General features: G+C 68.4%; 14 protein-coding genes. 7 read left to right on the top strand and 7 right to left on the bottom strand.

The window, feature by feature from the left end:
• Positions 1 to 72: 72 nt before the first annotated feature.
• The 3 genes from BM228_RS00865 to BM228_RS00855 form a co-directional block, all read right to left on the bottom strand.
• Positions 73 to 1,305, bottom strand: a complete 1,233-nt coding sequence (locus tag BM228_RS00865) for an MFS transporter (protein ID WP_092036279.1) — start codon at positions 1,303 to 1,305, stop codon at positions 73 to 75.
• An 87-nt stretch (positions 1,306 to 1,392) separates the two neighbouring features.
• The gene (locus tag BM228_RS00860; protein ID WP_092036277.1) at positions 1,393 to 1,785 is read right to left on the bottom strand and encodes a tautomerase family protein; all 393 of its coding nucleotides are present in this window, start codon (positions 1,783 to 1,785) and stop codon (positions 1,393 to 1,395) included.
• Positions 1,786 to 1,800: 15 nt separating this feature from the next.
• A complete protein-coding gene (locus BM228_RS00855) occupies positions 1,801 to 2,361 on the bottom strand; it encodes a DUF4865 family protein (RefSeq protein WP_092036720.1) in 561 nt (186 codons plus the stop codon).
• Between the two features lie 91 nt (positions 2,362 to 2,452).
• On the opposite strand from BM228_RS00855, the gene BM228_RS00850 reads away from it, so the two are divergent.
• Positions 2,453 to 3,328, top strand: coding sequence for a LysR family transcriptional regulator (locus BM228_RS00850; RefSeq protein WP_092036275.1), 876 nt, complete (start codon positions 2,453 to 2,455; stop codon positions 3,326 to 3,328).
• 28 nt (positions 3,329 to 3,356) lie between these two features.
• On the opposite strand, the gene secB is transcribed toward BM228_RS00850, so the two are convergent.
• Positions 3,357 to 3,857 (bottom strand): protein-export chaperone SecB, encoded by a 501-nt coding sequence (gene secB, locus BM228_RS00845; protein ID WP_092036274.1) that lies wholly within the window; start codon positions 3,855 to 3,857, stop codon positions 3,357 to 3,359.
• A gap of 339 nt (positions 3,858 to 4,196) precedes the next feature.
• Between secB and BM228_RS00840 the strand changes: the two genes are divergently transcribed.
• The 5 genes from BM228_RS00840 to mltG all read left to right on the top strand — a co-directional run bounded on the left by BM228_RS00840 (position 4,197) and on the right by mltG (position 9,404).
• On the top strand, positions 4,197 to 4,913 hold the full coding sequence (locus BM228_RS00840; protein ID WP_092036272.1) for a Tim44/TimA family putative adaptor protein: 717 nt from the start codon (positions 4,197 to 4,199) through the stop codon (positions 4,911 to 4,913).
• An 18-nt stretch (positions 4,914 to 4,931) separates the two neighbouring features.
• The gene (gene mltA, locus BM228_RS00835) at positions 4,932 to 6,113 is read left to right on the top strand and encodes a murein transglycosylase A (protein WP_092036270.1); all 1,182 of its coding nucleotides are present in this window, start codon (positions 4,932 to 4,934) and stop codon (positions 6,111 to 6,113) included.
• Positions 6,110 to 6,754 (top strand): Smr/MutS family protein, encoded by a 645-nt coding sequence (locus BM228_RS00830; RefSeq protein WP_092036268.1) that lies wholly within the window; start codon positions 6,110 to 6,112, stop codon positions 6,752 to 6,754. The genes mltA and BM228_RS00830 overlap by 4 nt, the downstream gene beginning before the upstream one ends.
• A 124-nt stretch (positions 6,755 to 6,878) precedes the next feature.
• On the top strand, positions 6,879 to 7,769 hold the full coding sequence (gene mutM, locus BM228_RS00825) for a bifunctional DNA-formamidopyrimidine glycosylase/DNA-(apurinic or apyrimidinic site) lyase (RefSeq protein WP_092036266.1): 891 nt from the start codon (positions 6,879 to 6,881) through the stop codon (positions 7,767 to 7,769).
• A gap of 198 nt (positions 7,770 to 7,967) precedes the next feature.
• Positions 7,968 to 9,404, top strand: a complete 1,437-nt coding sequence (gene mltG, locus BM228_RS00820; protein ID WP_092036264.1) for an endolytic transglycosylase MltG — start codon at positions 7,968 to 7,970, stop codon at positions 9,402 to 9,404.
• A 197-nt stretch (positions 9,405 to 9,601) separates the two neighbouring features.
• Here mltG and BM228_RS00815 read toward each other — a convergent pair whose 3' ends face one another.
• From BM228_RS00815 to BM228_RS00805, 3 genes are read right to left on the bottom strand one after another with little or no spacing between them, the layout of a single operon-like run.
• On the bottom strand, positions 9,602 to 10,555 hold the full coding sequence (locus BM228_RS00815; protein ID WP_092036718.1) for an ABC transporter substrate-binding protein: 954 nt from the start codon (positions 10,553 to 10,555) through the stop codon (positions 9,602 to 9,604).
• A 19-nt stretch (positions 10,556 to 10,574) separates the two neighbouring features.
• On the bottom strand, positions 10,575 to 11,714 hold the full coding sequence (locus BM228_RS00810) for an LLM class flavin-dependent oxidoreductase (RefSeq protein WP_092036263.1): 1,140 nt from the start codon (positions 11,712 to 11,714) through the stop codon (positions 10,575 to 10,577).
• 14 nt (positions 11,715 to 11,728) lie between these two features.
• Positions 11,729 to 12,586, bottom strand: coding sequence for an ABC transporter substrate-binding protein (locus BM228_RS00805; RefSeq protein WP_342030163.1), 858 nt, complete (start codon positions 12,584 to 12,586; stop codon positions 11,729 to 11,731).
• A 419-nt stretch (positions 12,587 to 13,005) separates the two neighbouring features.
• Here BM228_RS00805 and BM228_RS00800 point away from each other — a divergent pair, with 419 nt between their 5' ends.
• The gene (locus BM228_RS00800; RefSeq protein ID WP_092036261.1) at positions 13,006 to 13,884 is read left to right on the top strand and encodes a YicC/YloC family endoribonuclease; all 879 of its coding nucleotides are present in this window, start codon (positions 13,006 to 13,008) and stop codon (positions 13,882 to 13,884) included.
• Positions 13,885 to 13,907: the final 23 nt, after the last annotated feature.

The raw sequence follows: 13,907 nt of genomic DNA, 5'->3' as shown, positions 1-13,907 counted from the left end.
GGGACCGATCCCTCATCGCTCCTTCTCCCCGCAGCATAAGGCTGCACGAAAAGTCAGCAGCCCGGAGAAAACCTACGCCCCCTGGATCGCCGCGCCCCGCCGTTCCCGCCGGCGCCTGCGCCGACCGGGCTCGGGGGTGGCGTCGAGCCAGATCACCAGCGCGAGGGCCATGAGAGCCGGTACCCCGAGGGCGAGGAACGCGCCGGTCCAGCCGAACACGGTGTAGGACAGGCCGCCATACCAGCCCGACAGGGCGCCGCCGACGCCCTGCACGGCGTTGACGCTGCCGAGCGCCGTCTGGGTGCGGCCGGAGCCCCAGGTCAGGTCCGCCACGATCACCGGCACCGCCACGCCGACGATGCCCGAGGCCACGCCGTCCAGCACTTCCGCGGCGATGAGCCAGACCGGATCGTCGATCACGCCCGAGAGGACCGCCCGCACCGGCAGCACCGCGAAGGCCACCATCAGGAGCTGGCGCCGTCCGCGCCGATCCGCCAGGGAGCCGGCGAACAGGGCCACCGGCACCATCACGAGTTGCGCCACCATCACGTAGCGCGCGGTCCAAGTCGTGGCGTCGGCCGCGGTGGCGACCAGCTTCTGGCCGAGCAGGGACAGCATGCCGCCGCTGCCGAGGTTGAAGAGCGTCAGCGCCACGGTCAGCACCAGCAGGCGGCGGTTGCCCAGCACCTGGCGGATGCCGCTGCGCTGTGGCTCGTCCTCCGCATCCTCCTGCCAGCCCACGGCCCGGCGGCGGTTCCAGGCGCCGGCCGGCGTCGTCAGGGTCGCGACGATCGCGGCGACCGCCATGCCGCCGAGCACCCAGAAAGCGATGGCCGGGCCGAACGTGCTCGTGCCGAGGCTGATGCCTCCGGCTGCGATCAGGATGCCGATATGGTTGAACGCCTGGTTGCGGCCCTGCTGCTTGGGGAACCCGTCCTTCCCGACGATCCCGAGGGTCAGAGCCGCCACCGCCGGAAGCAGCAGCGTGCCGCCGGCCGCGGCGAGCAGCTGCGCCATGAGCACCGCGGAGAAACTGCGCGCCGGCAGGAGCAGGAGCGTACCCACCAGGATCGCCGCGCAGGCGAGTGCCACCAGCAGGCGCGGGCGGGGAAAGCGATCGACCAGGGCTCCGAATGGGCCACTCAGAAACAGCGTCCCGAATCCGACCAGAGTGATGACGAACCCGACCCGCGCCGGGCTCCAGGACGCGGCCTGCGCCAGCCACGTCCCCAGGAACGGCCCGAGGCCGCCCTGGATGTCGCCGATGAACAGGTTGATCAAAGCGAGATGCGCGGTGGGGCTCATGCGATCCAGGTCTGGCGGCGGGCCCCGGACCTGGACTCCGGCCCCGCCACGGTCAAGCCCGGCTCGTCCTTTCCATCTTCCGCGCCGTCACGGGTCCGGCGGCCCGTACGACATCAGCCCGTCGCCGAACGACCAGTTCTCGGGGGCGACCTCGATCAGGTTCACGAGCACGTCGGCTGGCTTCACCCCCGGCTCGCGCCCGAGGTTGCGGGCGATGGCAGCGTAGAGCGCGCGCTTCTGCGCCGTGGTCCGCGTGGCGTTGGCGGTGATCTGGATGGTCACCAGTTCGTCGCTGCGGTGAATGCCGAGATAGTCCGGCCCGTAATGAAAGTTCGCCGCCTCATGCTCATGGACGAAGGCGAACAGGTCGCCCTCGGCCACGGCGAAGGTCTCGCGCAGGGCCGCATAGACGCCCTCCACGAGCGCGGTGCGGTGGGCTGGAGGCGTGCCGGCGCGCAGGGAAATGCGGATGATGGGCATCGCATCAAGCCTCCCTCATAGACCGCGGAGGGCCGCGAGGCCGGGGGCGGCGAGATGCGCGACCTCGGGGCCGGATCGGGCATCGCCTCGGTCGGCTTGCAGGGTAAAGCGCGTCAGCCGCCACGTGACGGGTTCGAGCCCGACCACGGTGGCCAGGACGCCCGGGTGCCCGGCGATGTCCCGTCCCCGGACCTGCTCGGTCTCCCGCAACTGGCCGAGATCCTCGTCGAGGCCGACCAGCCGCGTCTCCTCGGACAGGGCAAGAGTGGTCGTGGCGGCGCCGAGGCTTACGTCGAGCGGAAGCCATGTCTCCATCTGCGGGCGGCCGAAACTCTCGATCACGGCCCGGAAGCTTGGCCCGATAAGGAATTCGGCCGCCGCACCGGCGTCGCGCCACAGATAGAGCGAGCTATAGGCGTTCGCCGCCGCGCCGCGCGCGCGCTCCTCGACGGTGACCGCCTTGAAGACGAGGCCGGGTATCACGTCCCAGGCGGGCGCCCGTTCGGCGACCCGCGCGCGGATTCGGTCCATCGGATAATCGGCCGGCAAGCGGTGCCGGTAGCGTGCAACAAGCATCGTCCCCTCCTCTGTCGCGCCGACAGAGTTGCAGGCGACAATCATAAGAGCGAGATATCACTGAGAATATCTTTCATAACGGATGCTTGTGATGCTGCTCCGCCCCCTCGACCTCGACGGCGTCCTGGCTTTCGTGCGGGTGGTCGATCTCGGCAGCTTCACGCGCGCCGCCGAGGCGCTGGACACCTCGCAGGCAGCGATCAGCCTGCGGCTGAAGCGATTGGAGGATCGGCTGGGCGAGCGGCTGCTCGATCGCACGCCCCGGCACGTGACCACGACCCGGAAAGGCGAGTCGTTCCTGCCGGCGGCGCGGCGACTGTTGGAGGCGCATGAAGACGCCCTGTCGGAGATCGCGGGCGACGTGCCGGCTCGGCTGTGCCTCGGCATCAGCGATCACGTGGCCGGACCGAACCTGCCCGCTCTGCTCCGACGCCTCGGGCTCGACAAAGCGGGCCTGATCACGGAGGTGCGGATCGCCCCCTCGCGGGACCTCGCTTCCGCCTTCGAGTCCCCTGGCGAGGGCGGCTACGACGCGGTGCTGCTGCGAACCGAGGAAAAGCCCGAGCGCGGCGGGACCATCCTGGCCCAGGAGCGCCTCGGCTGGTTCGCGGCGCCTGACTTCCCGGCCCCTCCGCTGGGCGAGCCTCTGCGGCTCGCGGGCCTGTCGGGACCCTGCAACGTCCGGGCGGCGGCGGCCCGCACCCTCGACGCAGCCGGCCTGCCCTGGACGGAAGTGTTCGTCGGCGGCGGCGTACTGGCCGTCGGCGCCGCTGTCACGGCGGGCCTCGCCATCGCCGCCCTGGCGCCGAGCACCGCCCCGCCGGGTGCCGTGGAGATCGGCGCGCGGCTGTGTCTGCCGGAACTGCCGCTCACCTGGATCGTGCTGCGGTCCCGGAGGCTCACCGGGCGGCCCGCCGAGGCGTTGCGCACCCTGGCGGCGGCCTATCGCGGTCCCGGCGGCCGCTGACGGGCGCGCCGGGACATTCTCTCAATCCTCAGGAAGCCAGCGGGCCGCCGGCGCCCTGGGCTTCCTGGGCCTTCTGGCGATAGAGTGCAACGAAATCGATCGGATCGATGTAGAGCGGCGGGAAGCCGCCGTTGCGCACCGCCTCGGCCACGATCTGGCGGGCGAAGGGGAACAGCAACCGCGGGCACTCGATCATCACGGCGGGATGAAGCTGGTCGGCCGGGATGTTGACCATCCGGAAGACGCCCGCATACTTCACATCGAATGCGAACAGCACGTCGTTCTGGATCTTGGCGTCGCCTTCCAGCGTCAGCTCGACCTCGAAATCGGTGTCGGACAGCTGCTGCGCGGTGACGTTGACCTGAATGTTGATCTGCGGGCCGAGGCCTTCCTTGGGCTGCAGCGAGCGCGGCGCGTTCGGGTTCTCGAAGGACAGGTCCTTCGTGTACTGCGCCAGCGCGTTGATGGTCGGCGCGTCGCCCTGCGGCATGCCGCCGCCGTTGCCGTTGGCTGCCGGAGAGTCGGCCATGCGGATCATCCTTCTCGATGGGCCGGCACGGCCGGCCCGGGTTGTCGCGGCGGAAGCCGCTGAACGGCACCGCGAAGCGGCCCGGAAGGCAGCGCCGCTAACACGCGCGCCGGGGACGGACAAGCAGCAGGCTGGCGTGGCGCTGGCGGCGGCGGTGTCGGAGACCCATATCCATCGCGGCATGGGGATCGCGGCGTTCCGCACCGGTATAACCGGCTCGCTCCTTGCGCGTTGGTCAGTTATGAGTCGCTTAGACCCGCGAGCGCTTTGCCGGCGCCGCACCGCGCACGACCTCGGCAAGGGGCACGGGGTCCCGCCGCGGCCACCATCGGATCGGTGATGCAGGACAGCTTCGACGTTACGACGATCATTTTTCTCGCGCTCGCCGTCTTCGTGATCTGGCGCCTGCGTTCGGTGCTCGGCCAGAAGACCGGCGCGGAGCGCTCGCCGTTCAAGCCGGTGGACCGCAGCCGCACCGAGCCGCAGGCCCGCTCCGAGGGCGACAACGTCGTGCGCTTGCCCGGTGCCGACCGGGGGCAGCCCGCACCGGCCCCGGCTGCTGCGACAGCGCGCGACTGGCGGGGCATCGCGGAGCCTGGCTCCGAGATCGCCCGCGGCCTTGAGGCCGCCGTGCAGGCGGAGCCCGGCTTCGACCCCCGCGCCTTCATCGAGGGCGCCAAGGCGGCCTACGAGACGATCATGATCGCCTTCGCCAAGGGCGACCGGAAGACCCTACGGGGCCTTCTCTCGAAAGAGGTCGGCGAGGCGTTCGAGCGGGCGATCGCCGAGCGCGAGCGCAACCGGCAGACCCTGGAGACCACCTTCGTCTCGATCGACAAGGCCGAGATCGTCGCCATCGAGGTGCGCAACCGAGTGGCGCAGATCACGGTGCGCTTCCTGTCGAACCTCATCACCGCCACCCGCAACGCCGAGGGCAAGGTCGTCGACGGCAGCGCCGAGACCGTGGTCGAGGTGCCGGACGTCTGGACCTTCGCGCGCACCCTCGGCTCGCGCGACCCGAACTGGCAACTCGTGGCCACCGAGGCCGGCGCCTGATTTCGTGATTCCGTTGCCGTGCCCAACCTGCGTGCCTGGTCCGGACGGCTCCCGACCGCCCTCTTCGCGACGCTCCTAGCTGGCTCGGCACTAGCCGCTCCCGCCGAGATCGGCGGTGCGGTCCTGACGCTGGTACCCTTCGAGGCCCTGCCGGGCTTTCCCGGCCCCGATCCCGCGGCGGCACTCGACGCGTTCCGCCGGGTCTGTGCCGCCCCGCCTCCACTCCTGCCGCAGCCCGCGGGGGTGGCGGGCGCCGCCGAGGCCTTGTCGGCGGCCTGCTCGGATGCCGCGGCTGTCGCGCCTGACGCTGCGGCTGCGTTTTTCCGGGATCGGTTCGAGGCGTTCCGGGTGGTGAAGCCGGGGGCCGAGCGGCCAGGCTTCCTGACGGGCTATTTCGAGCCGGAACTGGAGGGTTCGCTCACACAGGGGCCGGACTTCCCGACGCCGGTGCTCGCCCGGCCGGACGACCTCGTGTCCCTCGGCCCCGGCGAGACCCGGCCCGGACTCGACCCGGCGCTGCGGGCCGCCCGCGCCACCGCGGAAGGGTTCGCGCCCTATCCCGACCGGGCCGCCATCGAGGATGGGGCGCTGGACGCGCAGGCCCGACCGATCCTGTGGCTGCGCGACACGGTCGACCTGCTGGTGCTGCAAGTCCAGGGCTCCGGCCGTGTCCGCCTGCCGGACGGTCGGGCGGTCCGGGTGCTGTATGACGGGCGCAACGGCCAGCCCTACACGGCGGTGGCAAAGCTGATCGTGCAGGAGGGTCACCTGCCCCTGGAGGGCCTGACGCTCGCCCGCTGGACGACGTGGCTGCGGGCGCATCCCGAGACCGCGCGCCGCCTGATCCGCGCCAACGCCTCCTACATCTTCTTCCGCCTCGCGTCGGTGGACGACCCAGCGCTCGGGCCGCCCGGTGCCGCGAATGCACCGCTGACGCCCGGGCGCAGCCTCGCGGTGGATGGCGGCTTGTGGCGCTACGGGCTGCCGTTCTGGCTGGTCGGGCCGCTTCCCGGCGCTGCGCTGGGCGAGACTGGGCGCCTCGTGATCGCCGCCGATACCGGATCGGCGATCGTCGGGCCGGCCCGGGGCGACCTGTTCGTCGGCACCGGGTCGCAGGCCGGGGTCGCGGCCGGAAACCTGCGTGACGCCATTGGCTTCGTGGTGCTGCTGCCGAAGCTCGCTAAAGAGGTCGCGCCGTGAGGCCGCCGCGCCGCACGCGCCGGCTGACCGCCGGGGAGGCCCGGCTCTGGGGCGAGATCTCCAAGCTGGTGACGCCGCTGGCGAGCCGGGCGACGCCTCCGCCGCCCGAGATCCCGCCAGCACCGACTGCGACCATGCCGCCGCTGGCGGCGCCGATCCTGAAGCCGTCGGCGAGCCCGACACCGAAAAAACCCCGTCCGAAGCCGCCGCCCAAGCCGGCGAGCGCCCTGCCGCAGAAGGTCACCGCCGCGCCCTACCAGGCGCCGCCTCAGAGCCATGCCCCGCCGTCGGGGCTGGAGCGGCAGGCCAAGGTCGGGCTGCGCCGGGGGCGGCTTTCGGTCGAGGCGCGGATCGATCTGCACGGGATGGTCCAGGCCGAAGCCCATGCCGCGCTGACCGGATTCCTTTTGCGGTGCCGGGCCGCCGGGCATGCCTATGTGCTGGTGGTCACCGGCAAGGGCGGGCGGGACAAGGGCGGCTCCGCCTATCCCGACGCCTTCGCCGAGCGGGGGGTGCTTCGGCGCAGCGTGCCGCATTGGCTGCGGGGCGCCGAGCTGCGGGGCATCGTGCTGGGCTTCGAAGAGGCGGCCCGGCATCACGGCGGCGGCGGCGCACTCTACGTCAGACTTCGCCGGCGTTGAGCACCAGCCTTCGCGTACTCTTCGCAGAGAAGGGCGGCAAACCGCGCCGTTGCCGTTCTCGTCGAAGAATTCGATATCCGGACCGCGTGCGCATGCGATCCAACGAAAAAGTCTCGGAAAAAAGATGCCGGAGCTTCCCGAGGTCGAGACGGTACGACGTGGCCTGGTGCCCGCGATGGTCGGTGCCCGGTTCAGCCGGGTCACCTTGCGCCGGCCGAATCTGCGCTTCCCGTTCCCCGAGCGATTCGCGGCGCGGCTGGAGGGGCGGACCGTGACCGGTCTCGCGCGCCGGGCGAAGTACCTCACCGCCGCCCTCGATTCGGGGGAGACGCTGATCATGCATCTCGGCATGAGCGGCCGGTTCGACGTGGCCCTGCCGGACGGCAGCAACCTGTCGCCGGGGGATTTCTACCTGGAGGGCGCCCAGGGCACGCCCAAGCACGACCACGTCGTGATGGCGATGAGCACCGGCGCCACCGTGACCTACAACGACGCCCGCCGCTTCGGCTTCATGGACCTTGTTCCGAGCGAGACCCTGGAAAGCTGCCGCCACTTCGCCAACATGGGGATCGAGCCCCTGGACGGGCTGACCGGGGCGGTGATCGCCGGCCTATTCCGGCACAAGATCGCGCCGCTCAAGGCCGCGCTCCTCGACCAGCGCCTGATCGCGGGGTTGGGCAACATCTATGTCTGCGAGGCCCTGCACCGGGCCCGCCTCCACCCGGAGACTCCGGCCGGCCTCCTCGCCAAGCCCGACGGGCGGCCGACGCCCAAGGCTAACGCCCTCGCCAAGGCGATCGTGCAGGTGCTGGAGGAAGCCGTGAAGGCCGGCGGCTCGACCCTGCGCGACTACGCCCATACCGATGGCAGCGCCGGCGCCTTCCAGCACGCCTTCCGGGTCTACGACCGGGTCGGCGAGCCCTGCCGCCACCCGGGTTGCGGCGGCGCGATCACCCGGATCGTGCAGGCGAACCGCTCGACCTTCTTCTGCGCGACCTGCCAGCCGGCGACCTGATCGGGCCGCTCTCGCAGCGCAGAACGGCAATTTCGCCACAAACCCGGCTAGGGTCGGAGGTCTCGACGCGCGCACCCGGTTGCGGGCCGCCGGTCCCGGCCCGCGGCGCGAAGCGGTGCGCGCGGGCCTGGTGGTGTATCATCGTCGTCCCGAAAGCCGGTCGCCGGTTTTCGGGACGACGATCTCGACAGGATCTCGATGTTCTTCCGCCGCTCAAAGTCGTCCGCGCCCAAGACGATCCCACAGGATTCGATGGCGCAGGATTCGGCCGACGAACCGGCCCTGCCGCAGCGCCTCTCGCCGCGCTCGCCGGGCGAGGCGATCAAGCCCACCGCCGCGCCGCCCCCGCCGGAGAAGCCGGTGCGCGAGCGCAGCGGTCTCGTCGGCATCATCAGCGGCGCCCTCACCTTCGCGGTGGTGATCGCCATCGCGGCGATGATCGGCATCACCCTGTTCCAGCGGCAGGTGCGCGAGCCGGGGCCTCTCGCAGCCGACAAGGTCGTGGTGATCCCGTCTCACAGCGGCACCGGCGAGATCGCCGAGGCGCTGAAGCGCGAGGGGGTGATCGACCATACCGGCCTGTTCGAGTTCGCCGCCCGCTTCGGCGGCCGTCCGGCGCTCCGGGCCGGCGAGTACATGTTCAAGGCGCATGCGAGCATCGCGGACGCCCTCGACACGGTCACCGCCGGCCGGCAGGTGCAGCACGCCATCACCTTCCCGGAGGGCCTGACCTCCGAGCAGATCGTTACCCGGCTCAACGACAACGACATCCTCGCCGGCGAGATCAACGAGATCCCGCCCGAGGGCTCGCTCCTGCCCGACACCTACAAGTTCGAGCGCGGCGCCACCCGCCAGCAGATCGTCAATTTGATGCGGGCCAAGCAGCGCGAGGTGCTGAACCAGATCTGGCTGCGGCGCAGCGCCGACGTGCCGGTGCGGACCCCGGCCGAGATGGTCACCCTCGCCTCGATCGTCGAGAAGGAGACCGGCCGGGCTGACGAGCGCCCCCGGGTGGCGGGCGTGTTCATCAACCGCCTGAACAAGCGGATGAAGCTGCAATCCGACCCGACCATCGTGTACGGGCTGGTGGGCGGCCGCGGCACCCTCGGCCGCGGCATCCTGCGCTCCGAGATCGACCGGCCGACCCCGTACAACACCTACGCCATCGAGGGCCTGCCCCCGGGCCCGATCGCCAATCCCGGCAAGGCCGCGCTGGAGGCGGTGGCCAACCCGTCCCGCACCAAGGACCTGTATTTCGTCGCCGACGGCAGCGGCGGCCACGCCTTCGCCGACTCGCTGGAAGGCCACCAGCGCAACGTCGCCCGCTGGCGCGCCGTCGAGAAGAGCCGCCAGGCGCCGCCGGCGGATTCGGTCGACAAGGTCGAGCCGGGCCCCGATCCGAGCGTCCCCGGCCGGGCCTCGGCCTTCGCGCCGGGCGGCGCCCCGGGGGCCAACACCCCGAACACCAACGCGGCCTTCGCCCTCGACACCGGCGCGCCGAGCAGCTCCCGCGCCTTCGACGCCTCCGAGGGCACGCGCCTCGATCCGCTGAAGAACCGCAGTTACGACCTCGGTTCGCCCAAAACCGTCCCGGCGCTCGCCGACCCGACGCCGGCCCCGCGCGGGCGGCGATAGGGGGCAGAAGCAGCGGTTGCCGCCCATCGAGATGATGCATCGTCAAAATCTAAGAGCATCATCTCGAACTCGACATCCGGGCCGAGGTGGTATTTTAATAGATATTTTTAATACTTAATCGCAAAAAATGCAGATAATGCAATGTTTTTATAAAAAAGCTACAGCCGAGCTCCCATTCAAGTATAACTATTAAATGCTTACGACGCCAATTTAATCACGCCAAAATCTATATTCGGCAGGTGAGGAATTATTTTGCTAGCGGCATACCATTCAGCCACACCCTTTATCTCTGCTACACTTCGTTCCGTGACAGCACTTGTTGGCACGGCGTTGTTACGACCGATTGCCGATGCGAGAGAGATTGGGAGATTCATGGCTTGAACCCAGGTTACGCCAGCTTCGGCTGCATTGCTCTGCGCCCATTTATTATCCGAGATATTCGTATCGAACAGGACTTGTAAGAGATCGCGCCGTCGAGCCGCGAAATCTCGGCTGGTCATGAGCGTCACGGCATTCTCGGATCCGATCCCGGCGCCATCCACCAGAACGCGGGCATCGTAGGTCTGGAGCGCAATGGTGACAAAAGGGTCCCAGGTCGCCCAGGCGTCGACGTGCCCCTGCGTGAAGCTGGCTCCGCTATCAGCGGGGGAAAGATACACGCGCCTCACGTTCGCCGGATTGATACCGTTGCGCGCAAGTGCCCGCATCAGCAGATATTCGCCCGTGCCGCCGCGGTTGACCGCGACGTTTTTATTCGCGAGGTCGGCCAGCGTCCGAATTGAGGAATTCTTCCGGACCACAATGGCTTCACCGCCAGCCGCGATCCGTTGGTAAGCGTAGATCAGGACGGGGACCCCGGCGGACAGTGCGGTCACAGACGCGGTGGACGATCCCGCGGTGACGTCGATCGCGCCCGCATTTAAGGCTTCGAGAGCGGGTGCGGCGGCCGCAAAGGGACCGACCCACTGGACGCTTGCACGCCGCTCCGCGAGTGCCTTCTCGATCGTGCCGCGCGCCTTTCCAGTCGTGATATCGTTTGGACTGCGTAGCCAGCCGATGCGCACGGTAACATCCTCTGCCGCTCGGACTCGTTGACCGAGGACGCTGGCGAAAAAAGCGGCACCGTATTGCGTGAAGGCGCGGCGATGCATCCTGAGATCTTTCCCTGCGTCAGGCATCGGTCGAGGGTGCCGGTTGCCCGAGGTCGCGATCGAAGAGCGTGGACCACGTAAAGTGCTTGGTCGGTTGCGCCGCCCGCGCGACCGGGAGGCGGGGCAGCACGCTTTCACCGAATCGGTATGCTTCCTCCAAGAGGGGCATGCCTGACAGGATGAACGTCTCGATCCCGGCCTTCCGGTAAGTCTCGATCGTGCGGATGACCGTATCGGGCGAGCCGACGATCGCGGTGCCGGGTCCAGGGCGCACTAGGCCGATCCCCGACCAGAGGTTCGGCGCGACCTCAAGCGCGCGGAAGTTCTCCGGTTTGCGGCCGCCATGCAGGGCCGACATCCGCTGCTGCCCGACCGAGTCCGTACCCCCGACGAAACGCTGGTTCGCGGCGATTGCCGCCGCGTCCATCTTGTCGAAGAGCGCGGCGGCAGCTTCCCACGCCAACGCGTCGGTTTCGCGCACGATCACATAGAGACGGATGCCGTAGCTGAGCTCTCGTCCCAGCGCGTCCGCCTTGCGGCGCACCGCCTCGACCTTGCGCGACATCTCATCGGGCGTCTCACCCCAGGAGAGGTAGACGTCCACATGCTTTGCCGCGACCTCGATCGCCGCGTCGGACGATCCGCCGAACCAGAGCGACGGCGGCACGATATCCTGACCGACCGGCAGGGCAAGTTTTGCGCCCGTCACCTGCACGTATTGACCGTGATGGGTGACGCTCTCCCCGGCCATCAGCCGGTGCCAGATCTGCAGATACTCGTCCGCCATGACGTAGCGTTCGTCGTGCGGGAGATCCAATCCATACGCACCGAGCATCTTCGCGTCGCCGGAGACGACGTTGATCATCAGCCGGCCGCCGGAGAAATCCTGGAGGGTGGCTGCCATCTTGGCGAGCAACGTCACCGGTATGAGGCCCGGATGAATGGCAACCAGCAGCTTGAGGCGTTCGGTATAGGGCAGGAGCGCGCTGGCTAGCACCCAGACATCATGCGCGCCCGTGGCGAACAAAGCCCCCGTATAGCCGAGCTGATCGTAGGCGAGCGCGAGCTGACGCAAATAGCCATGGTTCACCTGACGCGAACCATCCGGTCGCCAAGGATACGGTCCGTCCGGGGCGCACATGTACCACAGGACGTTCATACCGGTTCTCTCGATCAGGCGGCGGAAGATGAAGACGACCTGCCCGCAAGGCGGATCGGGCGCACTAGATCGCCGTGGCGGGCGAGCGTGTCTGCCTCTGCCTGTTGCTCGGCGATGATGGCGTCGGTCATCGGCACGATCCGCCAGTCGCGCGCGCAGATGATCTTACGCCACGTCCCTCGATCGACATCGGCAAGATCGGCCTCTGCCAACAGATCGGCGGCACGATCTGGAGCGGAGGCGATCTCATCCCCGAACTCTGCGAGCGCGCTGACGATATTGTCGATCATGCCAGCGACGAGACCCCGCCGGTCGAGGGACCAGAAGATCGACCGATTCGGAATCTTGGCACCACAGGGCGCTAGAAGACGCGTGCGACCGGCGGCGAGCGATTGGTCGAGGAGGGGCGCCATAGCCACCCAGGCCTCCACCGCGCCTGAACCAAGCGCCTGGAGTGAAGCGCCCGGCGAAAGCTCCACGCGGATGACATCGCGTAGCGACAGGCCGACGCCCTCAATCACCTTCGCGAGAAGGTAGGTATGGAACGAGCCATCGAGCAACGCGATCCGAGCCCCGCGAAGATCCGCGATGGTGCGGAACGGTGCATCGATCGCCACCACGATGCCGCCGTTCGCTGGACGGGGTGCGGAAGCCGCCACGTACACGACATCAAGGCCTGCCGCTTCGGCCAGGAGAGGCGGCGTCGATCCAGTTCCACACAGATCGATCGTCCCGGCCGCCAACAGTTTGGCGCTGTCGCGTCCCTCAAGATAGTTAACGAACATACGATCAAGATTATCGAGCGCGTTGGGCCATCTTTCAGCCAAGGTCAAATGAATATTATTCGGATGAACACCGATTCGCAGGGACAAATGGGCCTCTTATCGACAAATTATTTACGGACAAGAAGATCTTTTATTTATTATTGTCAAAATCTCTTACGAGATCAAGAGCAGAAACTTTCATTTTAAAAGTCGTACAGATATATTCGTGCTGTCCAGCTTGGAAACACAGTCGGTCGAAATCTATGAATGATATTTATTATATAAATAAAAACATACATCCGATTATGATGTGAGCGACACCTGCGAAATCAATGTATCCAATTAACAGCGGACCTTGTTTGTCCGGAGCACCAGCGCCCATGGCGGATATCGGCGAAACCCGGGGGCGGGACGGCGTCTAGAACCGTAGCATGTTCGACGGTTTTGCCGCGCCTCTCCCCACCACCTCTTCCCCCCAAACGGATCCGTGCTACAGGCCCCGATCTTCTTGAGGACGGGGGGTCGACATGGCCCAGATCGCGAGCATGACCGGGTTCGCCCGGGCGGCGGGCACCACCGGGGCGGTGCAATGGGCCTGGGAGGTCCGGAGCGTCAACGGGCGCGGCCTCGACGTGCGCATCCGCGTCCCGGCGGGCTATGATGGGCTCGGCGAGACCGCGCGCACCGCCCTGCAGAAAACCCTGTCGCGGGGCCAGTGCCAGCTCACCCTGACCCTGACCAAGCCGGAGCAGGCCGCCCGGGTACGGATCAACGAGGGCCTGCTGGCGAGCCTCGCGCAGGCGGTCGCCCGGGTGCCGGTGCCCGAGGGCGTCGCCCCGGCCACAATGGACGGGCTGCTCGGTGTGCGCGGGGTGATCGAGGTCGAGGACGAGGCATCCGCCGAGACCGAGACCTTCGCCCGGGATCTCGCCGAGGGTGTAGTCCGGGTGGTGGCCGATCTGGTCGAGGCCCGCCGGGCCGAAGGGCGTCAGCTCGCCGAGGTGGTCACCGCGCAGGTCGAGCGGATCGCCGAGCTGACCCGGGCCGCCGAGGACAACCCGGCGCGCAAGCCCGAGGCGGTGCGCGCCCGGCTGGTGGCCGCCATCGAGGCCCTGGGCGGGACCAATCTCGATCCGGATCGCCTGCACCAGGAGGCGATGCTGCTCGCCGGCAAGGCGGATGTGCGCGAGGAGCTGGACCGGCTGCAGGCCCATGTCGCCAGCGCCCGCGAGTTGCTCGCCGCAGGCGGCGCCATCGGCCGGCGCCTCGATTTCCTGGCCCAGGAATTCGGCCGCGAGGCCAACACCCTGTGCGCCAAGGCCAACGACATCAGCCTGTCGCGGATCGGGCTCGACCTCAAGGCTGTGGTCGAGCAGTTCCGCGAGCAGGTCCAGAACATCGAATGACGCTCCAGGACCTCAACATGTGG

The organism is Methylobacterium pseudosasicola, assembly GCF_900114535.1.
Classification (GTDB): domain Bacteria; phylum Pseudomonadota; class Alphaproteobacteria; order Rhizobiales; family Beijerinckiaceae; genus Methylobacterium; species Methylobacterium pseudosasicola.
The sequence above is the reverse complement of the archived record's forward strand: the minus strand, read 5'-3'. Positions and strand labels throughout refer to the sequence as shown.